At 67.4% G+C, this 21,841-nt stretch carries 27 protein-coding genes and 1 pseudogene; 17 read left to right on the plus strand and 11 right to left on the minus strand.

Annotation, left to right across the window (positions count from 1 at the left end; translation table 11 throughout):
• Together GJ629_RS00245 and GJ629_RS00250 are read left to right on the plus strand one after the other, a co-directional pair.
• Positions 1–1,893: pseudogene (locus GJ629_RS00245) on the plus strand (LUD domain-containing protein); the annotation flags it as partial.
• A gap of 107 nt (positions 1,894–2,000) precedes the next feature.
• Positions 2,001–3,560: an ATP-binding protein gene (locus GJ629_RS00250; protein WP_157511216.1), complete on the plus strand. Its 1,560-nt coding sequence runs from the start codon at positions 2,001–2,003 to the stop codon at positions 3,558–3,560.
• 105 nt (positions 3,561–3,665) lie between these two features.
• Here GJ629_RS00250 and GJ629_RS00255 read toward each other — a convergent pair whose 3' ends face one another.
• The 4 genes from GJ629_RS00255 to GJ629_RS00265 all read right to left on the minus strand — a co-directional run bounded on the left by GJ629_RS00255 (position 3,666) and on the right by GJ629_RS00265 (position 6,367).
• Entirely contained in the window at positions 3,666–4,640 is a 975-nt protein-coding gene (locus GJ629_RS00255) for a permease (protein ID WP_370515729.1), read from the minus strand.
• The gene (locus GJ629_RS00260; RefSeq protein WP_157511217.1) at positions 4,637–5,035 is read right to left on the minus strand and encodes a metalloregulator ArsR/SmtB family transcription factor; all 399 of its coding nucleotides are present in this window, start codon (positions 5,033–5,035) and stop codon (positions 4,637–4,639) included. Before GJ629_RS00260 ends, GJ629_RS00255 begins: the two co-directional genes overlap by 4 nt.
• A gap of 6 nt (positions 5,036–5,041) precedes the next feature.
• On the minus strand, positions 5,042–5,167 hold the full coding sequence (locus GJ629_RS17400; protein ID WP_255475181.1) for a hypothetical protein: 126 nt from the start codon (positions 5,165–5,167) through the stop codon (positions 5,042–5,044).
• Positions 5,168–5,350: 183 nt separating this feature from the next.
• Positions 5,351–6,367, minus strand: a complete 1,017-nt coding sequence (locus GJ629_RS00265) for a phosphate uptake regulator PhoU (protein WP_157511218.1) — start codon at positions 6,365–6,367, stop codon at positions 5,351–5,353.
• 181 nt (positions 6,368–6,548) lie between these two features.
• Between GJ629_RS00265 and GJ629_RS00270 the strand changes: the two genes are divergently transcribed.
• Positions 6,549–7,424, plus strand: coding sequence for a helix-turn-helix domain-containing protein (locus GJ629_RS00270; protein WP_157511219.1), 876 nt, complete (start codon positions 6,549–6,551; stop codon positions 7,422–7,424).
• Here the strand turns inward: GJ629_RS00270 and GJ629_RS00275 are convergent.
• The 5 genes from GJ629_RS00275 to GJ629_RS00295 are packed head-to-tail and all read right to left on the minus strand — an operon-like array spanning position 7,409 to position 11,722.
• Positions 7,409–8,110, minus strand: a complete 702-nt coding sequence (locus tag GJ629_RS00275) for a hypothetical protein (protein ID WP_157511220.1) — start codon at positions 8,108–8,110, stop codon at positions 7,409–7,411. The genes GJ629_RS00270 and GJ629_RS00275 overlap by 16 nt on opposite strands.
• A gap of 47 nt (positions 8,111–8,157) precedes the next feature.
• Positions 8,158–8,823 (minus strand): DapH/DapD/GlmU-related protein, encoded by a 666-nt coding sequence (locus GJ629_RS00280; RefSeq protein ID WP_157511221.1) that lies wholly within the window; start codon positions 8,821–8,823, stop codon positions 8,158–8,160.
• Positions 8,820–9,851, minus strand: a complete 1,032-nt coding sequence (gene phnE / locus GJ629_RS00285) for a phosphonate ABC transporter, permease protein PhnE (protein ID WP_157511222.1) — start codon at positions 9,849–9,851, stop codon at positions 8,820–8,822. The genes GJ629_RS00280 and phnE overlap by 4 nt, the downstream gene beginning before the upstream one ends.
• Complete coding sequence (locus GJ629_RS00290; protein WP_197428339.1) at positions 9,848–10,675, minus strand: phosphonate ABC transporter ATP-binding protein; 828 nt, start codon at positions 10,673–10,675, stop codon at positions 9,848–9,850. Before GJ629_RS00290 ends, phnE begins: the two co-directional genes overlap by 4 nt.
• Before the next feature lie 27 nt (positions 10,676–10,702).
• Positions 10,703–11,722: a PhnD/SsuA/transferrin family substrate-binding protein gene (locus tag GJ629_RS00295; RefSeq protein WP_231754395.1), complete on the minus strand. Its 1,020-nt coding sequence runs from the start codon at positions 11,720–11,722 to the stop codon at positions 10,703–10,705.
• A gap of 225 nt (positions 11,723–11,947) precedes the next feature.
• Between GJ629_RS00295 and phnG the strand changes: the two genes are divergently transcribed.
• Genes phnG through GJ629_RS00350 form a run of 13 tightly spaced genes read left to right on the plus strand, consistent with a single transcriptional unit; the run spans position 11,948 to position 20,461 of the window.
• Positions 11,948–12,391 (plus strand): phosphonate C-P lyase system protein PhnG, encoded by a 444-nt coding sequence (phnG, locus tag GJ629_RS00300; protein ID WP_157511223.1) that lies wholly within the window; start codon positions 11,948–11,950, stop codon positions 12,389–12,391.
• A complete protein-coding gene (gene phnH, locus GJ629_RS00305; RefSeq protein ID WP_370515730.1) occupies positions 12,388–12,933 on the plus strand; it encodes a phosphonate C-P lyase system protein PhnH in 546 nt (181 codons plus the stop codon). The genes phnG and phnH overlap by 4 nt, the downstream gene beginning before the upstream one ends.
• The gene (locus GJ629_RS17405) at positions 12,934–13,497 is read left to right on the plus strand and encodes a carbon-phosphorus lyase complex subunit PhnI (RefSeq protein WP_255475182.1); all 564 of its coding nucleotides are present in this window, start codon (positions 12,934–12,936) and stop codon (positions 13,495–13,497) included.
• Positions 13,434–14,072: a carbon-phosphorus lyase complex subunit PhnI gene (locus GJ629_RS17410; RefSeq protein WP_255475183.1), complete on the plus strand. Its 639-nt coding sequence runs from the start codon at positions 13,434–13,436 to the stop codon at positions 14,070–14,072. Before GJ629_RS17405 ends, GJ629_RS17410 begins: the two co-directional genes overlap by 64 nt.
• The gene (locus GJ629_RS00315) at positions 14,065–15,156 is read left to right on the plus strand and encodes an alpha-D-ribose 1-methylphosphonate 5-phosphate C-P-lyase PhnJ (protein ID WP_157511224.1); all 1,092 of its coding nucleotides are present in this window, start codon (positions 14,065–14,067) and stop codon (positions 15,154–15,156) included. Before GJ629_RS17410 ends, GJ629_RS00315 begins: the two co-directional genes overlap by 8 nt.
• Complete coding sequence (locus GJ629_RS00320; protein ID WP_370515731.1) at positions 15,153–15,983, plus strand: ATP-binding cassette domain-containing protein; 831 nt, start codon at positions 15,153–15,155, stop codon at positions 15,981–15,983. Before GJ629_RS00315 ends, GJ629_RS00320 begins: the two co-directional genes overlap by 4 nt.
• The gene (locus GJ629_RS00325; RefSeq protein WP_157511225.1) at positions 15,980–16,720 is read left to right on the plus strand and encodes a phosphonate C-P lyase system protein PhnL; all 741 of its coding nucleotides are present in this window, start codon (positions 15,980–15,982) and stop codon (positions 16,718–16,720) included. Before GJ629_RS00320 ends, GJ629_RS00325 begins: the two co-directional genes overlap by 4 nt.
• On the plus strand, positions 16,717–17,889 hold the full coding sequence (locus GJ629_RS00330) for an alpha-D-ribose 1-methylphosphonate 5-triphosphate diphosphatase (RefSeq protein WP_157511226.1): 1,173 nt from the start codon (positions 16,717–16,719) through the stop codon (positions 17,887–17,889). The genes GJ629_RS00325 and GJ629_RS00330 overlap by 4 nt, the downstream gene beginning before the upstream one ends.
• Positions 17,886–18,695, plus strand: coding sequence for a sugar phosphate isomerase/epimerase (locus tag GJ629_RS00335; RefSeq protein WP_157511227.1), 810 nt, complete (start codon positions 17,886–17,888; stop codon positions 18,693–18,695). The genes GJ629_RS00330 and GJ629_RS00335 overlap by 4 nt, the downstream gene beginning before the upstream one ends.
• Positions 18,688–19,158 (plus strand): hypothetical protein, encoded by a 471-nt coding sequence (locus GJ629_RS00340; protein ID WP_231754396.1) that lies wholly within the window; start codon positions 18,688–18,690, stop codon positions 19,156–19,158. Before GJ629_RS00335 ends, GJ629_RS00340 begins: the two co-directional genes overlap by 8 nt.
• Positions 19,061–19,354: an HAD family hydrolase gene (locus GJ629_RS16620; RefSeq protein WP_231754403.1), complete on the plus strand. Its 294-nt coding sequence runs from the start codon at positions 19,061–19,063 to the stop codon at positions 19,352–19,354. Before GJ629_RS00340 ends, GJ629_RS16620 begins: the two co-directional genes overlap by 98 nt.
• Before the next feature lie 58 nt (positions 19,355–19,412).
• On the plus strand, positions 19,413–19,808 hold the full coding sequence (locus tag GJ629_RS00345) for a twin-arginine translocation signal domain-containing protein (RefSeq protein ID WP_157511228.1): 396 nt from the start codon (positions 19,413–19,415) through the stop codon (positions 19,806–19,808).
• Between the two features lie 41 nt (positions 19,809–19,849).
• Positions 19,850–20,461, plus strand: coding sequence for a hypothetical protein (locus GJ629_RS00350; RefSeq protein ID WP_157511229.1), 612 nt, complete (start codon positions 19,850–19,852; stop codon positions 20,459–20,461).
• A gap of 178 nt (positions 20,462–20,639) precedes the next feature.
• Here GJ629_RS00350 and GJ629_RS00355 read toward each other — a convergent pair whose 3' ends face one another.
• Complete coding sequence (locus GJ629_RS00355) at positions 20,640–20,927, minus strand: hypothetical protein (protein ID WP_157511230.1); 288 nt, start codon at positions 20,925–20,927, stop codon at positions 20,640–20,642.
• Entirely contained in the window at positions 20,924–21,283 is a 360-nt protein-coding gene (locus tag GJ629_RS00360; RefSeq protein ID WP_157511231.1) for a helix-turn-helix domain-containing protein, read from the minus strand. Before GJ629_RS00360 ends, GJ629_RS00355 begins: the two co-directional genes overlap by 4 nt.
• Before the next feature lie 110 nt (positions 21,284–21,393).
• On the opposite strand from GJ629_RS00360, the gene GJ629_RS00365 reads away from it, so the two are divergent.
• A complete protein-coding gene (locus GJ629_RS00365; RefSeq protein ID WP_157511232.1) occupies positions 21,394–21,837 on the plus strand; it encodes a hypothetical protein in 444 nt (147 codons plus the stop codon).
• Positions 21,838–21,841 lie beyond the last annotated feature (4 nt).

Here is a 21,841-nt window from a genome sequence, read left to right on the forward strand (position 1 = left end):
CGTCGACGGCCGCAACGTGGTGAAATCGAAGTCGATGACCAGCGAGGAAATCGAGGTGAACGAGGCCCTACAAGCCGACGGCGCGGACGTCGTCGAGACCGACCTCGCGGAGTTCGTCCTCCAAGTCGCCGACGAGGCCCCCTCCCACATCGTCGCGCCGGCCATCCACAAGTCCCGCGAGGAGATTGCGGCGCTGTTCAACGAGGTGTTCAACCCCGACCAGCGACTCGAAACCGCCGAGGAGTTGACGCGGTTCGCCCGGGAACACCTCGCGAGCGGATAGCCGACGCCGAGGTGGGGATGACGGGCGCGAACTTCCTCACGGCCGACACCGGGACGATGGCACTGGTCACCAGCGAGGGCAACGCCCGGAAGTGCGTGCAGGCGACGGACACCCACGTCGCCGTCGCGGGCGTCGAGAAGATCATCCCGAGCGTCGAGGACCTCCAGCCGTTCGTCGAACTCATCGGCCGGTCGGGGACCGGACAGGACATCACCTCCTACGTCTCGCTGTTCACGCCGCCCGGCGACTCCCCGACCGCCGGCGACGACGGGGAACTGGCCGCCGGCGACGACCGCGAGTTCCACCTCGTGTTGATCGACAACGGCCGGATGGCGATGCGCGAGGACGACCAGTTGCGGGAGACGCTGTACTGCATCCGGTGTTCGGCGTGTGCCAACTCGTGTGCGAACTTTCAGCACGTCGGCGGACACGCCTTCGGCGGGGAGACGTACTCCGGCGGCATCGCCACCGGGTGGGAGGCCGGCGTCCACGGACAGGACAGCGCCGCCGAGTTCAACGACCTCTGTACGGGGTGTAGCCGCTGTGTGAACCAGTGCCCGGTGAACATCGACATTCCGTGGATCAACACCGTCGTCCGCGACCGCATCAACCGGGGCGAGGAAGGCAACCTCGACTTCCTCGTCGAGGGGCTCACCCCCGACGCGGAACCGGGCGGCGTCGACCTCCAGAAGCGGCTGTTCGGGAACTTCGACACGCTGGCGAGGCTCGGCTCGGCGTTCGCGCCGCTGTCGAACTGGGTCGCCCGGGCCGGCCCCGCCCGGTCGGTGATGGAGCGGACCCTCGGGGTCGACAGCCGCCGCGAACTCCCGTCGTTCGAGCGCGAATCCCTCGTCGAGTGGTTCGACGACCGCGGCCCGCGCGTCCGCCCCGAGGACGCCCGCCGGCAGGTCACGCTCTACCCCGACGCCTACACCAACTACGTGCGCACCGACCGCGGGAAAGCCGCCATCCGCGTCCTCGAAGCCCTCGATGTTCGTGTCGACGTTCCCGCGGCCGGCGAGAGCGGCCGCGCCCCGCTCTCACAGGGGATGATAGCGACCGCGCGGGAGAACGCAGAAGCCGTCTACGAGGCGCTCGCGCCCGCCGTCGCGGCCGACCACGACGTCGTCGTCATCGAGCCCTCCGACCTCGCGATGTTCCACCGGGAGTACGAACGGCTCCTTCCCGAGGACGACTTCGCCGCGCTGGAGGCCCACAGCTACGAGATCATGGAGTACGTCTACGGCCTGCTGGAGGCGGGCGCGGACGCCGACGCCCTCCCCGACGGCGACGGCGAGCGAGTCGCCTACCACAGCCACTGCCAGCAGCGTACGCTCGGCCTCGAACCCCACACCGTCGCGGTGCTCGAAGACCGCGGGTTCGACGTGGTGACCTCCGACGTGGAGTGTTGCGGGATGGCCGGGAGCTTCGGCTACAAGTCCGAATACTACGACCTCAGCGTCGACGTCGGCGAGTCCCTCGTCGAGCAGTTCCGGACCGACGACACCGCAGACCGCACCGTCGTCGCCAGCGGCACGTCCTGTCTCGAACAACTGGACGACCTGCTCTCCCGCCGGCCGGCACACCCCGTCCGACTGCTCGACAGGTAGGAGTGGCGCCGGTCCCAGTCGACCGGGACACGGTTCCGGCTGGGTAGTCAGACGAGCCCAGACACACCACAGTAAGGGTTAGGAGGGTTCACCCGTAGGATACAATAATGGGTGGCATAGAGTATCGGGAACGACTCTATGCGGTTCTCAGTGATTCGGAGGTGTCGGTCGAGAGCCGCATCGACGACGCTCTCGATATCGGTGTCGACTATCTCGGGCTACCGATCGGGTTCTTCACTCGGATCGAGGACGACACACAGACCGTCGTTCGAGCCACGGGAGAGCACGACCTGATCCAACCCGGCGAGACGTGTCCGCTCGACGACGCCTACTGCCGCCGGACGGTCGAACTAGAGAGCCCGCTTGCGATACAGGACGCCGTGGGCTCGTCGTCGGTCTCCGGGTCGGCCGTCGAGACGTTCGGTCTGGGCGCGTACATCGGCGCACGGGTCGTCGTCAAAGGCGAGACGTACGGGACCGTCTGTTTCGCCGACACCGAGACGCGCCCGGGCGGGTTCTCGGACGCCGAAAGCTACTTCGTGGAACTCGCCGCCCGACTCGTCGGCCAGATCCTCGAACAGCAGTCGTACGAACGCGAGTTGGATGACCGCGAAGCCGAGATAGACACACAGGAGGAGGTCTACCGCGCGGTCGTCGACGCCAGTTTCGATCTGGTGTTTCAGATCGACCCGGGCGGACAGATCACGTACGTCTCAGACACCGTGACGGACCTCCTCGGCTATTCCGCCTCGGAGTGCATCGGGCAGTCGTGTGCGTTCGTCCTGCCGGACCGGGAGACGAGAGGGTACGCCGCGGAGATATACGAGGCGGTGATGGCGGGCGATACGGTCGTTCGGGAGTTCTTTCCGCTCGAACACGAGAACGGTGAATCGGTGCTCGTGGACGTTCGGGTGACGCCGTTGTACTCTGGCACGGTGTCGCCGGCCGAACGCACCCCGGACGACATCGTCGGACTGCAGGGTATCGCCCGGGACGCACGGGACCGCCACCGCCGCCAGCGTATGATTCAGGTCCTCAACCGCGTGCTCCGGCACAACTTGCGGAACGATATGACCGTGATCAGGGGGTACGCGGAGATGCTCTACGAGACGCTCGACGCCGAGGGAGCGACACAGGCACGCAAAATCGTCGACAAGTCGGATCAGTTGCTGGCGCTCAGCGAGACGGCCCGCCAGTTCGAGACGACCCTCGAAGCGCCGCCGAAGATCACGACGGCGGACGTCGTCCCGGTCGTCTCCCGCGCCGCCGCCCGGATCGACGACGAGTATCCCGGGGCGACGATAACGGTGCAGACGCCGGAGACAGCGACGGCGCGGTCCTCGCCGTCGCTGGAGACGGCGATAACGGAGTTGCTGGACAACGCGGCCAAACACGCCGGCGAACGGCCGTCGATAACCGTCACTGTGCTCGTCGACGACAGTACGACGGTCCGGATCGAGGACGACGGTCCCGGACTGCCCAACAACGAACGAGCGGTGCTGTCGTCGGGGGACGAAACGCCGCTGGAACACGGGGGCGGACTCGGACTGTGGCTCACGTACTGTATCGTCGAGAGCCTCGGAGGACGGCTCACGGTGCCGGAACACGACGACGGGACGTGTATCGAGGTCACGCTTCGACGACCCGATGACGCGAAGGGCCGCTGAGAGCGCCGTCGATCCGGGCGATACCGCAGACCGTCTCGTTGTCGCCGGCGGCTGTTTCGGAGACTCACGCGAGCCGACCGCGGGGAGCGAACCCAGTCCCGATGCTCACAGCAGGCCGGCGAACACGGTGTTGAACGACACGCCCACCGTGATTCCGATGGTCACGACGGTCGTCGCGTAGACGGCCAGCAACCGGCGTTCGAAGAGTTTGTTCAGGAGTATGAGGTTCGGGATGCTGATTCCCGCGCCGCCGATGACGAAGGCGATGACCGTCCCGATTGGAATCCCGGCCTGCGTGAGCGAGTGCGCGATGGGCAACATCCCGCTGATACTCACGTACAGCGGCGCACCGGCGATTGCCGCAATCGGCGTCGCGAGCGGGTTCCCCGGCCCGGCGATGCGCTGGAGGTACTCCGCGGGCACTGCCCCGTGGATCAGCGCGCCGATAGCGATACCGACCGCGATGTACGGCAGCGTCTCCCTGAAAAACGAGAGCGCGCCGGTCCCGGCCGCACTCACGCGCTCGGTGTGCGTCCGGTTTTCGACGGCCGACCCACAGTCGCTACAGCCGCCAGTCGCGGCCGCGCCGCCGTCCGTCGCTATCTCTCGCCCGCCGGCCGTTATCCGGACGTCTTTGATGTACGGTTCGAGGTCGAACGTGCCGATTATCATCCCGCCGACGACGGCCGCGACCAGTGCAGTGGTCACGTACGCCGCGGTGACGCCCGGACCGAACAGACCGAGCAACAACAGCACCGCGATCCAGTTGACGATCGGCGAGGCGAGCAGGAACGAGAACGCCATCCCGGTCGGCGCACCGGCCCCGAGCAGCCCGGCGAGGACCGGGACGGTCGAACACGAGCAGAAGGGCGTCACCGCGCCGAGACCGGCGGCGAGAACGTTGCCGCTGCCGTGGTCGCGCGACTGCAAGAGCGCCTCGACGCGTTCCGGCGGGAGGTACTCCTGTGCGAGGCCGACGAGGAACGAGGCACCGATGAAAAGCGGCGTGAGAACTATCGCAAGGTGGAGGAAGTACTCCCACGAATCCAGCAACGCCGCTTGCGTCCCGGGCGGTATCACTCGGCATCACCCAGCGCCGCGGCCAGATCGAGCAACTGGAGACTCGCCGTGTCCGCGATGCGGTAGTACGTCCACTTGCCCTCCTTTCGCGTGTGGACGATACCCGCGTCTTTGAGTTTCCGCAAGTGCGAGGCGACGGTCGACTGTGGCGCGTCCAGCACGGTCTCTAGCTCACACGCGCAGAGTTCCCCCTGTCGAAGCGCGTGGACGACGGCCAGTCGTTTCTCGTTCGCCAGCGCTTTGAACGCCGAGAGTTCGGCCTCGACCACGTCGTCGTCGGGACGCCGCGTCTCCGGGAAGTGGCCGTCACAACAACGGTCGGGCTCCATCCGCCGGAGCGTCCCACTCGCCGACTCCGAGTCCCGCTCTGTGGCCGCGTTTGGGTCGTCAGCCATCCGTTCTCAGTCCCCCGTTTCGTCTATCGGCCCGTCGGCCGAGTCGTCCCCGTCGTCGACTTCCTCGATTTGCATATCACAACAGCTCTCGTCGCGTGACTCCGTGCCGAACAGCCGGTCGAGTATCGACATACGTATCGGTATATCTCGATTTGACTTCAGTGTTGTGCTCGCCCTATACGGCCAGAGAATGATTTCACACGTCCAACACAGTCAGCTGAGAATATCGAATCGGGAAAACCAGATGTACAGTTACCGGCCGGTCCGCCCGAATTACGATGAGGGCCCCAGCGGGTGGGCCGAAAGTGGGGGTAGCTACTCGGCGCAGGTACACGCCCGAGTGACCTGCTGTATTGCGATGTCGGCGACGTTGCCGCCGTACTCAGCCGTCCGCCGGATGCTGTCCAGCAGGAGTCCCACGACGTACGCCTCGGCGGGGTCGTCGTGCGTGTAGAGGTCGCGGTCCAGCGCCCGGAGGTCAGCCGCCAGTTCCGTCCGGGTCGCAAGCGCCGTGTGTGCCGCCTCGATGTCGGCGTCGGCGAGGACAACGTCAGCCGCCGTGTCGACGACCTGTCTGGCGTCCGACGCCACCGCGTCGATCCGGTCCTCGAACGCCGCGGGGACCGTCGCCTCCGGGTCGATGGCGAACCGGGCTATCTTCTCGGCGTGGTCTGCGATGCGTTCGAACTGCCGACTGACGTAGTAGTACTCGAACAGTTCGTCCCGGCTGTACCCCAGTTTCTCGACCTCCTGGAGGTCCGTCAGCGCCCGCCGGAAGTGCCGGGTGACCATCGCGAACAGTTTGTCCGCCTCGCTGTCCCGGTCGACGACCCGCCGGGCGAGCGTCTCGTCGCCGTCCAGCACCGCCGTCACCGCGTCCCGGTGCATCCCGAGCATCACGAGGCGAAGCCGGAGCGTCGACTTCCGGATGTCGACGTTGTCGGCGTCGATGAGGTTGGTCAGCCGGATTCGGGTGTCCCCGGCCTCCAGCAACTCGAACCCCGAGAGGTTCGAGACGGTGTCCTCGATCAGGGCGCGCGTCTCGGTAGCGTGGCCCGCTCTGTCGAGTAGCGTCACCGCGTCGAACCCGACGGCGTGGAGCGCGTGGATGCGCTGTCGGACAGCGTCGGCCGACGCCGTGGAGATGTCGATAGTCGCCGTGCGGGTGTCGGTCGACCTGTCGGCGTCCACCTCGACCAACAGCGTCCCGTCCCCGTTCGGGTACAGCGACAGCGTCGATCCGGCGTCGATGCCGTGCTCGTTCGCCCACGATTTCGGCAGCGAGACGGTGTAGGTCGTTCCCCCGGAGAGCTGGACCTTTCGTGTCTCCATACAGTCTCGCTGGGACCGGGCCCGACCTAACCGTTGGTATGACCCGTCCATACCGGTACGGAGAGATACGTATCGAGTGTGGTGAGCGGCCACGACGGCGGCGGGTCCGGACGGGTCGAGTACGGACTAGTCCGGAGTGTCTGTTGACCACACCTATGCCGGCCAGTCGAGACGGGCAGGTATGTCCCGCCAGATGTACGGGCGCTCGCTGGGCGTCGGCGGCCGCGAGGCGACGCGTGTACAGGTCGTCGAGGCCATAGACCGGACGGCACCGCAGACGAAAGCGGAACTGGCCCGCGCCGTCGGTATCTCCGAGCAGTACCTCTCGGAGTTACTCCAGGAACTGAAAGCCGAGGGGGCGGTCCGGAAGGGGTACGTCGTCGACGACGACGCCCTGTACGCCAGTGCCGACCACGTCTCGAAACTGCGCGGCGGACCCGGGGACGACAGCCCCGGAGCGGACGTGCTAGCGCTTCTGGACCGGCTGGAGTCGGTAACGACCCGACAGTACGACGCCGCGCGGGCCGCCTTCGCCGGCGAGTCGGTCGACCGCTCGGCCGAGACGCTGGAGTCGCTGACAAACGAGCGCTACGCCGCGACGCTGTCGGAACTGAAATCCTACACGCTGACGACCGACTGGCCGGGCAACCGCGTCGCCGCCGACCTCGCAACCATCGCCACGGATCTGGAGATCATCGGCGACCGGGCCTGTTTCATCGCCGACGTGGTCGACCGCGAGGACACCGACACGACGGGCATCGTCGGCGAGCGGATGGCCGACATCTTCGAGTCCGGCGCGGCCATCAACGACTACTTCTCGGCGATACTGTTCGACTGTGAACTCGCCGCCCACGAGACGCTTCGGGACGAGGAGGAGGCGGTCCACCGCGATTTGGACGAGTTGTTCGAGTTGGTGACTGCCTACGACCCCGATATGTACGGCTACCTCGTCGCCGTCACCCGGGCGCTGGAGCGGGCCATCTACTACTGGGTCGACGCCGCCGAACTAGCGGTCCGGCTCCACTCGGGCGTCCAGCCCGATCACGCCGAGATCTGAGGGTCCCGGACCGACCGCCAGCCGCGGACGCTCAGTGTCGCCCCCACGGGGAACTGGAGGAGGATAGCCGTCCACCGCAACAGCGGGTCGCCATCGTCGAGACGGTCGCTCTTCAGGACGACGTAGCCGTCGTCGGTCCGGACCACGGTCCCAACAGCGGCAAGCGGTCGCTCGCCCGTCGTCGGTCCGGACAGCGCCCGTCGAGCGGGCTCCGAGAGACTCCCGGTGCCGACGGCGATTCGCTCGAAGACCGCCCGCTCGGAGACGGGCCGGAGGGCGATCTGACCGTCCTCGTGCGTCCGTTCGTAGTACTGGCCGTCGAACGGGTAGAACTCGCCCTTGTGAAACGCGAACCGGACGTCGCTACTGCCGACGGACGCAGAGACCGTCACCGACACCGACGGCGTGGACTCGTTCGCCCGCGGTTGGCGTTCGAGCATCGACAACTCAAGCGCACAGAGGTGACTCTCCTCGTCCAGACAGTCGATGCCGTCGACGTGGTCGGGACTGTCTTCCGGGAACAACGTCGTCTCGCCGGGGGTCGCATCGACGGCCTGGTAGCGGTAGCGCTGCTCGCCCACTTCCACGAAGCCGAAGGCGACGTTGACGAGGAGAGCGGCACCGATCACGAGAACAACCGCGCCGGTCAGGCGGACAGCGCGCCGTTCAGATACGTCGTCTGGCATACGTACAGAGGGGGATATCGATCCTACAGTCGATCGCTCGGGACGAGTCAGTCCGATGCCACGGAGTTGATCGCATCGGGAGCGTGGCGATCCAGAAACGTCTCCAGATCACGGAACGACTCCAGACGGTCGGCCAGCGTCTCGTGGTCCCACTCCCACCACTCGGTCGCCTCGATGCGGGCGGCCACGTCCGCGGGAAAGCGCCGGCGGATCGGTTCGGCCGGGACGCCCGCGACGACGGTGTATGGGTCGACGTCGTCGGCGACGACTGCGCCCGCGCCGACGACGGCACCGTTACCGATGGTGACGCCCGGCAGGACGACGGCGCCGTGACCGATCCACACGTCGTGGCCGACTTCGACCGGGTGGTCGGCCCGCCACTCGAACACCGAGTCGTCGTCCTCGCCGAGGCCGTACATCCCGGCGCGGTACGTGAAGTGATGGGCAGAGGGGCGGTCGATGGGATGGTTCGTCGGCCCCAACCGCGCGTCGGCGGCGACGTTACCGAACTTCCCGACGGTCGCGTGGTCCAGTTGGACTCGCTCCATCAGGTACGTGTAGTCGCCGATTGCCGACTCGTGCAGGCGCGCGTGCTCGCGGACCTCCGTCCACGCGCCGAGTTCGCTCTCGGTGATCGAGACGGGGTCGTGCAGCGTCGGTTCGGGCCCGAGGTCGCGTGTCCGCTCGGGGCCGTACGCCTCGTAGTAGGTCATCGGTCGCGGCGGCCCATCGTCGAGGTGAGGATCTTCTTCGGCGCGTTGACGAAGGCTTCGAGGATGCCCGACTGCTCGACGTCGTCGTCCTCACGGAGCGACGAGCGGACCCGCTGGCTGATCAACTCGACCGAGGCCGCCAGCAGGAAGATCAGGATGATACAGGCCATCATATTGGTGTAGTTGAACGTCTGGCGCTGGATGTACAGCTCGAGCCCCAGACCGCCGGCCCCGATGATCCCGAGGCCGACCGCCGCGCGGACGTTGTGTTCGAGGTCGAAAGCGATCCACGCGATGAACTGCCGGAACACCTGACTCAACATCCCGAAGGAGACGATCTGTGTGCGGCTCGCGCCGGTCGAACGGATGCCCTCGATGGGGCCGTCCTCTATCTCCTCGAGTTCGTCGGTGAACAGCCGACCCAGATACCCGGTGGTGTCGACCATAATCGCCAGCGCACCGGTGAAGGGCGTGACGCCCGCCAGCGGGATCAGGATGAGGAACCACACCAGCCCCGGGATGGCGCGGATGAGGCTCATCGTCCCGCGAAAGAGGAAGTTGAACGGGTAGGGGACGACCCGTTCGCTGGACATCACGCCGAAGAAAAGCGCCAGCGGGAGGCCCAGCACCGTCCCGGCGAAGGCGACGGCCAGCGTGACGAACATCGCGCCCCAGACGATCTGTCCGCCCTCGATAGTCAGGATCAGGTTCTCCGCGATCATGAAGTCGAGGTACGCGCCGAGGTCGACGAACGGGATGCCGAAGTACGTCGTCGGCGGGAAGTACTCCAGCAGCGCATCGTAGAACTGGCCGAGTTGCCCGACCAACTCCGCGAGGTTGAACTCGATGACCAGCAGGCTGGCGTAAAACAGCGCGTAGGTGGCGACGATGCCGGCCAGCGTCCAGAGCCGCCGCCGGGTCTTCCGGCGTTTCATATCCTGCAGCTTCTGTTCGGCGTCGGAGTCGCCGATCTCGCCGTAGCCGAAGTACGTCGCTATCGAGTTATCGTCGGACGACGGCGCGCTCATGCTTCGATCTCCTGCGGGACGGTCTCCGGCGGCGCGGTGTCGTCCGGGTCGTCCCCGTCGCCGTGTAGTATCTCCTCGACCGTCTCCTCCTGATCGGCGAGGCCGACGGTCTCGACGCTGCCGTAGAGGTCGTCGATCAGTTCCGGTGTGAGTTCCTCGCGCCGGACGTCGAACAGTTTCTCGCCGTCGCGGAGGCCGATGAACCGGTCGCCGAAGTACGCGGCGATGTTCACCTGATGGAGGCTCACCAAGGCGGTCACGTCGTGTTCGCCGGCGGCCTTCCGGAGGTAGCCCATCACCGTCTCGGCGCTCGAGGGGTCGAGGCTTGCGACCGGTTCGTCCGCGAGCAACAGCCGCGGGTCCTGCACGAGAGCGCGAGCGATGCCGACCCGTTGCTGTTGGCCGCCGGACATCTGGGAGACGCGCTGGTGGCTCTCATCCAGCAACCCGACGGTCTCTAAGGCCTCGAGCGCCCGGAGTTTGTCCTCGCGGGACTGCCACTGGAGCATACTCTTGAGCATCGAGACGCGGTCGAGCGAGCCGGTGAGCGCGTTGAGATACGCCGAGACGCCGTCGACGAGGTTGTGCTGCTGGAAGATCATCCCCACGTCCGTCTGGGAGCCGCGGACCTCCTCGCCGTCGAGGGCGATGTACCCCGAGGTGGGTTCGGTCAGCCCGTTGATACACCGGAGCAGCGTCGACTTGCCGGCGCCGGACTCGCCGAGCAACACCGCGAACTCGTCCTCTATCTCGAAGGACACGTCCTCCAGCGCCGTCACGTCGCCGTACTGTTTCGAGAGGTTCTCTATTTTGAGTGTACTCATTGGAATTCCATCTCAGAACGTGGTCTGTTACGCCGCGGGGTCGATGCCGACGGCGTTCATCCGCTCGATGACTGGCTGGTAATCGTCGATAGAGGTGTCGTTCAACGTGGTGAACGGGAGTTCCTCCTCGTTGTAGTCGTCCGGATAGTGCTCCTCTATCTTGTCTTTCGTCGAGTTCCGGAGCACTTCGCCGGCCTCCGTCTTGATGTCGGATTCCCAGCTCTTGCGGGCGTACATCGGCTGTTTCGGGATCGGGAACGACCACCAGACCGCCTTGAACTGCGGCGTCTCGGTCCCCATCGTCTCGATGAACGAATCCTGTTCCTGAACGCGGTCCGGCAGGTCGTGGTCCTCCGGGAGGTGAGGAAGGCCGTTCCCGCTCCAGGTCGTCGCGCCGTCTGCCTTGCCCTGGCTGACCCGCTGGAGCGCCTGATCGTGGTCGGTCCAGCTACCGTCGAAGTCGACCGGGTCGCCCTTCGGCGCGTCGCCGATGTCGAGTCCGGCCTCTTGGAGGGCGTACAGCGCGAAGATCGAACCGCTGGTCGAGAGCCGGTCGGCGAACGCCCACGTCTTGCCCTCGACGTCCTCGGGGCCGCCGATGGTCGACTCCGGCGGCACGACCATCATCGAAAAGTAGAACGCCGACCCCCCGGTGACGGTCGTGCCGTAGATATCCATCATATCCGGCTTCGAGAGCACCGTCACGTCGTCCATTCCGATCTCGGCCTGTTCGCTCTCCATAGCCGGACGGATCGCCGAGTAGTCCGTCGGGACCGTCATCTCGAACTCCGCGCCGTCGACCTCGGCGTTGAGGAGATTCTGGACGGGCTTGTAGCGTCGCCGGGCGTCACTGGGTGTCCCGGGCGTGAGCAGCATCGTGACGGTCTCCGCGCCGGAGGAACTGCCGCCGCCGAGCACACCGCCACACCCCGCGATTCCCATCGTCGCGGCCGTCGCGGCGCTCCCGGCGAGCAACCGCCGGCGACTGATCGAGGAACTGTCGTTTGCTGCCGGTACCCCCTCGCTCCTGCTCGTGTCGTCGGACATCATCTCTGTTCTTGCAAACGGGTCGAATAACGGTTGGCTGGGTAGAGTCCACAGCGTCCCTGTCGCACGCGCTCGATAGCGGCCGGAGTACTCGGCTACCGAGCGGCGTCCGTACTCGTCCGGACGCTCGATGCCGGGAGGGGGAACGAACCACTACGTCCGGGAGAGACCAGAGAGTACCGAGCGAATTCTTATGCGGTAGTTGGGGTGTGTTTCCCCCGAGTGATGGTTGATCCACACGACAGATCGGACCGGTTCGAGCTGATTGCCGCCTGCGAGGCGGCGACGCTCGCCCGGTTCGCCAACGAGGTACTCGAGGACGACCCGCCGCTGTCGGTCCGTCAGGAACCGCGGCCGCAGTTGCTGATGCAACGCGTCGAGGAACCGGTCGAACGGCGGCCGTTCAACCTCGGCGAGGTGCTGGTCACGCCCGCGGAGGTCGAACTGGCCGGCGAGCGCGGGTTCGCAATGGTCCCCGGCAAGGCCGAACGGGCCGCGCTCTCGGGCGCTATCGTCGACGCGGCGGTGGCCGGCGGTCACGAGCGGACACCCGCTATCGTCGACGCCCTCGAGGACACAGCGACCCGCCAGCGCGAACGGCGCCGACAGTCGTGGGCCGAGAGCAAACACACCGCCGTCGAGTTCGAGACGATGGAGGACCAACAGTGAGGGCGCTCGGCATCGACCCGGTCCACGAGACGCGGCGGACCTTCGACGGCCTCCTCTCGGCGATGAGCCGACCGGGGACAGTGCAGGCGGTGCCCGCGCCCGCCGACCACGCCGTCGTCGCCACCTTCGTCGACCACGAGGTGACGATAGCGACCGACGACGATTCGCTCCGGGACGCCCTCTCGGGGCAGGGCCGCCTCGAAGCGGCCGCCGCCGAGAACGCCGATATCGTCCACGTCCGGGACCACTCCCGCGTGGACGTGCGAGCCTGCAAGCGCGGGTCGCTTGTCGAACCCAGCGAGGGCGCGACCGTCGTCTACCGCGTCGCGTCCGTCGCCGCCGGGTCCGGTGAAGGGACGACGGTGACGCTCTCGGGTCCCGGCGTCGACGGCACCGCGACGCTGTCGGTGTCCCTTCCCGAATCGGCACTGGCGGCGCTGGCCCAAGCCCAGTCCGACTACCCCCGGGGCGTCGACGCTATCTTCGCGGCCGAAAACCGGGTCGCTGCCGTCCCGCGGTCGGTGACGATGGAGGTGGCCTGAATGGGGTACGTCGCCGTCGCCGCCGGCGAGGAGATAATCCAGCGGGCGGCCGACCTCTTCGAGAAACAGCGTCTCGCCGGCGACAGCGAGGACGTGAGCGTCGACCAACTGGACGAGCAACTCGGACGGCTCACCGCTCAGGCGATGAGCGAGGGCGGCCTCTACGCCCCGCGACTGGCCGCGCTGGCGGTCAAACAGGCCCAAGGCGACACCGTCGAGGCCGCCTTCCTGTTGCGGGCCTACCGCTCGACGCTGGAGCGGTACGACGAGACGCCCGCGGTCGACCCGGGCGAGATGATCGCCTCCCGGCGGGTGTCCCCGGCGTTCAAGGACGTGCCCGGTGGGCAGATTCTCGGCGCGACGAAAGACTACACCCAGCGGCTGCTTGATTTCGACCTCGAAGCGGGCGAGCAGACCGACCCGACCGAGGCGTGGGACCTTGCGACGAGGGTGACCCCGAGCGACTCACGAACGTCACGGAACTCCTCCGGTCGGAGGGATTGCTCCACGAACCGGACGAACCCGACGTCGAGGAACCGACGGACACCACCCGGGAGTCGGTGACGCATCCGCCCGACCGGGACGCGGTGCTCCAGGAACTCGCCCGCGGCGAGACGGGCGCAGTGACCGCGCTGGGCTACTCCGCGCTCCGGGGGTACGGGCAGGTCCACCCGACGCTGGCGGAGGTTCGGGTCGGCCGCCTCCCCGTGCGCATCGAGCATCCCTACACCGACGAGGAGGTGACGGTCACCCACGCCGACGTGACCGAGTCCGAAGCCGTCGTCCCCGTCTACGAGAAGCGGGCGGACCCGCAGTTCGCGTTCGGCTACGGCCTGACGTTCGGCCGCAACGAGCGCAAGGCAATCGGGATGACAATCCTCGACGCCTCGATCCAACTGGACAGCGACGACGAACCGGCCGAGAACGCCGAGTTCGTCCTCGATACTATCGACGGGATGGACGCCTTCGGCTTCATCGAACACCTCAAACTCCCCCACTACGTCACGTTCCAGTCCATTCTGGACCGAATCCGGTCGATCCGCGAACGGAAGGGCGTGGGCGAAGCGGGAGCGGTCGATTCGGGCGGCGACGACGCCGCCGAACAGCCACCGGTCGCGGAGGCGAGCAACGATGACTGAACACACCACTACCGAGTCACGGGACGAATCGACAGGCGGCGGGACGGCGGTGCCGACAGACTCCGTCGACGCCGCGCTCTCGGCGGTCGAGACCGAGGGGTTGTCGGGGTACAACTACGCCTACCTCGACGAACACACCAAACGGGAGGTCCGACGGTCGATGCTGAAGGCCGTCGCCATCCCCGGCCACCAAGTGCCGTACGCCTCGCGGCCGATGCCGCTGGCCCGGGGGTGGGGAACCGGCGGCATCCAGGCGTCGCTGTCGCTTCTGGGACCCGAGGACACGCTCAAGGTGATCGACCAAGGCGCGGACGAGAGCGTCAACGCCGCCAACATCCGGCGACTCGCGGCAAACACCGCCGAGGTGTCGACGACGGCCGACACGACCGAGGCGGACCTGATCCAGAGCCGCCACCGCATCCCCGAGGAGGTGCTGACCGACGACCAACGCCTCGTGTTGCAGGTTCCGATCACCGACGCCCTGCGGAAGGTCGACCCCTCGGACGCCGCGAACCGGCGGCGACACGCCCACGAGAACTACGGGAAGATGTGGGTCCACCTCTACGAGAACGTCGTCGAGTACGGCGAGATAAACATCGCCTCGCGGTACCCGACGATGGTCGCGGGCCGGTACCTGATGGACCCCTCGCCCATCCCGCGGTGGGACGTGCCGAAACTCGACGACGCCGACCACCTGACGATTCTGGCGGCGGGCCGGGAGGCCCGCATCTACGCCGTGCCGCCGCATACGGCCGTCGAGCCGTTGGCCTTCGAGGACCGGGCGTTCACCGTCGAGCGCTTCGCCGAGCAGGAGTGTCACGCCTGCGGCTCGACCGACACCTATCTCGTGGAGGTCTCGGAGGAGCCCGGGTCGGCTGCGGGCGGAGCGGGTGGGGAGGGGAACGGCGGTGCGGACGACGACGCTGACGGCTTCGAGACGCGCTACGCCTGCAACGATTCGAGCTTCTGTGCAAAACGCCGCGGGGACCCTGACCTGCTCAAAGACCACCATCTCGACCGCTCCGGGGTCGACTGGGGCCCGGCGACACCGGACGCCGACGGGAACGGGGGTGGTGAGGCGTGACCCTGTTGGAGGCGTCGGGCGTCGAGACGCTGTACGGGCCGGGGTGTCCGGACTGCCGCGACGCGACCGGCGACCGCGCCGGGACCAACCAGTGTCCCCACTGCGGGACCGTCGTCGCCTGCGCCGAGGCCGACCTCGACGTCGAGGGAGGCGAAGTGCTTGGCATCGTCGGCGAGTCGGGGTCGGGCAAGTCAAGCCTCGCCGAGGCGCTGGCGCTGGAACGCGACCCGGAGGCGACCGTCGGCGGCGAGGTGTCCTACGCCGGCCACGACGGGAACCTGCTGGACGTGGACTACCAGACCCGCCACGACCTGCGGACGGGCGACATCTCTCTGGTCCACCAGCACGTCCGGGACGGCCTCGACTTGGAGTTCACCGGCGGCGGCAACGTCGCCGAGAAGCTCCTCTCGGCCGGGTGGCGCTCTTACGAGGACGTGCGAGCGCGCGTCCGGGAGTTGTTCGAGGAGACGGAGATACCGGTCGCCCGGATGGACGACCCCACGCGGACGTACTCGGGCGGGATGCAGCGCCGCGTCCAGATCGCCCGTGCGCTGGCGACCGACCCCGACCTGGTCGTCCTCGACGAACCGACGACGGGACTGGACGTCAGCGTCCAGGCCCGAGTGCTCGACACCTTCCGGCGCGTCCAACGCGAGGAGGGCGTCGCGGCAATCGTCGTCTCACACGACCTCGGTGTCGTCCGCTTGCTGGCCGACCGGACGCTGGTGATGCGCCACGGCCGCATCGTCGAGTCCGGACTCACGGATCGCGTGATGGAGGACCCCCACCACGAGTACACCCAGACCCTCATCAACTCAGTACTATGACAGCCCTATCAGTCGAAGGCTTAGAGAAGACCTTCGACGTGCACGTGCTCGACGACACGCAAGTCGTCGGGCTAGACGGCGTATCGTTCGACGTCCGCGAGGGGGAGTTCCTCGCGGTCGTCGGGGAGTCCGGCAGCGGCAAGTCCTCGCTGTTGAAGTGTCTCTACCGGACGTACGATCCGACCGCCGGGAGCGTCCGCTACTACGGTGCCGAGGACGAAGAGACGGTCGACTTAGCCTCCTGTGGCGACCGCACCGTGATGGGTCTCCGCGGGGACGCCATCGGCTACACCTCCCAGTTCCTCGACGAGATACCGCGGGTCCCCGCCGTCGACGTGGTGGCCCGACCGCTGGTCGAACAGGGGACGCCGACGGAGGCGGCCCGGGACCGCGCCCGTGAGTTGCTCGACGCCCTCTCGGTCCCCGAGGCGTTGTGGGACGCCTACCCCGCGACGTTCTCCGGCGGCGAGCGCCAGCGTGTCAACCTCGCGCAGGCGCTGGCTCCGGACCCGGACCTGCTGTTGCTGGACGAACCGACCAGCGCGCTGGACCCGGAGACGCGACGGGACGCTATCGACCTGCTGGAGACGTCCCTCGGGGACGGGACCACCGTCGTCGGCGTCTTCCACGATACGGACGTGGTCGCGGCCGTCGCCGACCGGGTGGTCGTGCTGGACGATGGCGCTCTGGAGGCGGTCCTGCCGGTCGAGGCGTTCGACGGCGAGGTGGGCCGATGAGTTCGACCGCACAGGCCGCCGAGCGTTCCGTCGCGGTCGTCGGCGGGCGACTCGTCACGCCCGAGGCAGTGATAGAGGGCGGCGTCCGCATCGAGGGCGACCGCATCGTCTCGGTCGGCGACGTGGACGCCGGCGCGGACACTGTGATAGACGCCGAGGGCCGTCTCGTCCTGCCCGGACTGATCGACCTCCACGGAGACGACATCGAGGGCCACCTCCACCCGCGCTCGGGCGCCCGGATGGACATTCCCCTCGCGCTGGCCTCGGCCGACCGCGCGAACGTCGCCGCGGGCATCACCACGAAGTTCCACGCCATCTCTTTCGAACTGGACGAGGAGGCCGACCGCTCGCCGGAACTGGCGGCGACGCTGACCGACGCCATCTCGGAAGCGACTGACCTGCTGGCCGACCACCGCCTGCACGCCCGGTGTGAGGTCACACAGACGCGGTGTGTCGAGGCCGTCCTCGACGTACTCGACAACGGCGACGCCGACTTGGTGTCCGTGATGAGTCACGTCCCCGGCAAGGGCCAGTTCCGGGACGTCGAGGCCTTCCGGGAGTACTACGAGAGCGCCGACGAGCACACCGCCGAGGAGGCCGACGAGATAATCGACGAGCGCACCGACATCCCGATGGCGACGATACGCGACCGGATCGACCGGGTCGTCGACAGGGCACACGCCGCCGGTGCGGTGACGGCCTCTCACGACGACGAGAACCCCGCGGAGGTCCGGCGACTCGCGGAGTCGGGCGTCGATATCACCGAGTATCCCATCACGCTTGAGACCGCACAAGCGGCGGCCGAGTCCGGGATGACGACGGCGATGGGCGCGCCGAACCTCGTCCGCGGCGGGAGCCAGTGGGGCAACCTCGCCACCGCCGAGGGAATCGACGCCGGCGTCGTCGATACGCTGGTCGCAGACTACCACCCGCCGTCGCTTTTGGCGTCGGTGTTCGTCGACACCGGCGAGTCCCTCCCCGAACGGGTCGCACGGGTCAGCGCGAACCCCGCCGACGCCGCGGGCGTTCCCGACCGGGGTCGGATCGAGGAGGACAAACGGGCGGACCTGATCGTCGTCGACCGGGAGCCGGCACCGACGGTCACGAGCGCGCTGGTCGCCGGGCGGCCGGTGTACCGCGCCGACGCCACCGCGGGGGGCCGGCGATGACGGACCACCGCATCGGCGCGGCGATGGACGTCCGGTTCGGGACGAGCGTCGCGGAGTTCATGGAGTACGTCACGGCCATCGGGCTGGACCACGTCGAGTTCAAGCGGGAGTATCTGGCCGGCCATCCCGACACGCCAGACCCCGAGCGCGTTCGGGAACTGGCCGACGACTACGGCGTCAGCGTCACCTACCACGCCCCGTTCCGGGACTGGAACGTCGGGAGCTACGACGAGACGGTCCGGCGGGACTCGGTCGAACGCGTCAAACAGACGTTAGACGATGCGGCCGCCGCAGGCGCCACGAGCGTCGTCGTCCACGGCGGGTCGGTCCCGAAGCGGTACCCCGAGTGGGTACGGGAGCAGGCCCGCGAGAACGCGCGCCGGTCGCTCGCCGAGTGCGCCGAGTACGCCCAGATGGTCGGCGTCTCGCTGTGTCTGGAGAACCAACCGATAGACGAGCGCAAACGGCGCTACACGACGACGCCGGCGGACTTGGCCGCGATGGTCGACTCCGTCGACGTGCCGCCACAGTACCTCAGCGTCACGCTGGACGTGGGCCACGCGAAGGCCAACGGCCACGACTGGCGGACGTTCGTCGAGCAGTTCGGCCACCGCATCCGCGTCTGTCACCTCCACGACAACGACGGCACCGCCGACCAGCACCGGCCCTTACCCGACTACGAGTCCGTCGTCGATGCCGTGCCGGCGAACTACTTCGTCTTCGAGATGAAGTCGGTCGCGGACGTGGCCCGGTGTGTCGGTGCCGACCACGCGCCGCCCGAGACGGAGGTGCCGGCCGATGACTGACACCTACGACGCCGTCGTCTTCGACTGTGACGGCGTGTTGGTCGAACCGACCGACACCGCGGTGCTGGTCGACGCCGTCGTCGACGCCTTCGACGCGTTCGGCGTCGACATCGACCGCTCGGTCGCCCGCCGGTCGGTCACCGAGGACGAGGTGCCGACCGAAACGGCCCGCGAGCACGGTATCGACCCCGAGGCGTTCTGGCACTACCGCGAGTTGACCGCCAGCCTCGCACAGCAGACCCACGTCCGGGCGGGCGGTAAGCCCGTCTACGACGACGTGGCCGCGCTGGCCGACCTGTCCTGTCCCATCGCTGGTGAGCAACAACCAGCACGCGACCATCGAGTTCCTGCTGGCGTTCCACGACCTGCCGGAGTTCGAGACGGCGCGTGGACGGCGACCCACGCTGTCGGGTGCCGCGGCGCGCAAGCCCGAACCGGAGTACGTCGAGGCCGCGGTGGCTGATCTGGGCGTCGAGGACGCCCTGTACGTCGGCGACTCCGAGAAAGACGTTGTCGCCGCACAGCGGGCCGGCATCGACGCGGCCTACCTGCGGCGCGACCACGTCGCGGACGTGACGCTCTCGGCCGAACCGACCTTCGAGGTGCCGGATCTGGAGCGGTTGGTCGAGCGAGCGACCGCGACCGAGCGGCGCGTGTGACCCCGAGTCCGGACTCTACGGACGATACATTGAGGGCTGGCCTCCTTCCAGCGGGAGTATGCACCGACGGACGTTCCTCGGGACGGCGGGAGCAGGCGCAGGGGTACTGTTGGCCGGATGCTCGCGGAACCGGGTCGACGGCGAAGTGGCGGCCAACGAGACGCCGCTGGTCTTCTCCCACGAGTACGCGACCCAAGGGACGGCGTCCGGGACCCGCGTCCTCGTCGAGGTCACCGCCGAGAACGACGGCGACGAACGGATCACGACGGAGGGGCAGGTCCCGAACGTCACCTGTAGGTTTCTCGACGACGACGGCGAGAGGCTCCACGAGGCCGGCAGACAACTGGTCCAACCGGTCGGCGTCGGGGAGTCGACGGATATGGAGTTCCCCCTCACTATCGACACCGAGGACGTCACGCGGTACGAACTCCGGAGCGTGTGGGTCAAAGCGTAGGGTGCCACCGTCTCGTGACAGTCAACCGGTCGAAACGCTCTTTGGGCGGTCACGAGTCCAGTGGGTATGTCCCCGACAGGCGACGCCGACGACCTCCCGCTGAGGAGGGTGCCGTCGCCGGCGCTGCCGCGTGGATCGTCGGCTACGTGCTCACGGCACTGATCGTCCTCGCTCGCATCGAGGACTCCGAACTGGGCGAGATAGCCGATGGCGCCGGTGATAGCGCCAGCGGCATCGACTTCGTCGGCTGGGTGTTCTTCAACGGCCACTTCGTCGACACCGTACTCGAGGGTAGCTTCCTCGGGTTCGGCGGGTCGAGTGCGGTGTCGTTCGTCGGCGGTGACGGGTTCACGCCACTCGTGTACCTGATTCCGGTGGCACTGCTTGTCGGCGCCGGGTTGGCGGTCGGGCGGTTCCACGGCGTCACCGAGGTGGGCGACGGCGCGGTCGTCGGTGGCCTCGTCGTCCCGCCGTATCTGGCGTTGTCGGTCGTCGGCGCAGTAGTGTTCCGCGTCTCGGCGGAGGGCGGGGGCGCCCGATTCAGCGGTTACCCCGAACTCCTGCCGGCGGTTCTCGTTGCCGGGGTCGTGTTCCCCGCCGTCTTCGGTGCCGTCGGCGGCATCGTCGCCGCACTCAGGAGTCCCGAGCGGTGAGCGGGATGGGGATCAGTCCTCCCGCATTTTCAGTATCGTTTTCCGCGGTGCGTTGCAGGCCAGACACCGTTCCGGCATCCCGTCCCCGACAGGCCGAACTGCGGTGGGACATCGCCCTCGTCACGAGTCTGGCGACGGTCGTCACCGCCCTCTACGACGGGTACACCGAGTGGCAGCCTCAGGCGCCGCTGGTGTCTCCCTCGAACGTGAGCGACGCCAGGATGAGCAACAGGCCGCCAGAGACGAGTGCCGCCTGGAGGAGCGCCGCCGACAGGAGCGACGTGCCGAGAACTTGATAGACGAGGCTCTCACAGATGGCGCCGACGCCGATGAACAGGAAGCCGGCGGCGACGTACCGCATCGCGTCGCGGTCGCTTCGCCGGTAGCCGTGGTACGCCAGCGAGGCGACGACGAGGCTGAGAACGAGCGTGATCAGCTTTGCGAGGAGTATCGGTGGCTGTATCATGTGCTGTCCCGGATATCCGTCCAGAGGGACGTGAAGGTATCAGCGAGTTCGTCACGTGTCGCCACCGAGAGGTCGAGGTCCCCGTCCGAGAGTTCGACGTGGAGTTCTTCGAGCGTCGTCTCGAACACCCGGCGGTGTGAGCCGTCGGCATCCACAGTCGAGTGCTCGTCGACGAGGTCGTGCTCTTCGAGTGTGGATACGCGGCGGTAAACCGTCGCCAACGATGCGTCGCAGAAACGGCTGAGCTCCTTGGCCGTCTGTGGTTCCCTATCGGCCGCCAGCAGAATCCGTCGTGCGTACTCGTCGGCGAGCAACTGAAAGATGGCCTCGGGAGCCTGCTCGCCACCGTTGCTCATAGGACACTGTCCCACGGTGGCACTGAAAGAACCGACGGTTCGTACCTCGGTTTGCCGAGCGTGCAAATCGGCAGTCGACTTTACTTCCACAGGTGTGAACGGGTGCGTGTATGCAGCAGTTCGGGAGGCGTCTCCGCAAGGCGACTGGGTTCGGCGTCGGGTCGTTCGCGTTGTTCGGTCTCGTGACGGGGCTGATACCGAACCCGGTGTACGTTCGGATGGTGCCGCGAACGGGCCTCGATTACGCGTTTCTCCTGTTGACCGCGGGCTTTCTGGGTCTGTACACCGTCCAGCGAGCGCCCGGCGGGACCGGAGCGGACACGACCGCCGGCGCGAGTACGGTTCTCGGATTTCTAGCGTTCGGCTGTCCAGTCTGTAACGCCGTCTTGCTGACACTGTTCGGCAGTTCCGCTCTTATGACGTACTTCGACCCCCTTCGCCCGCTTTTCGGAGTTGTCAGTGTGGCTCTGTTCGGGGGCTTGCTCTACGTCCGCAGGCAGCGACCCTGCGAGCAGTGTGTCGACGGCGAACCGACGGGAACCACACCCGAGTGAGTGT

The organism is Halapricum sp. CBA1109, from assembly GCF_009741825.1.
In the GTDB taxonomy this organism is placed as follows: domain Archaea; phylum Halobacteriota; class Halobacteria; order Halobacteriales; family Haloarculaceae; genus Halapricum.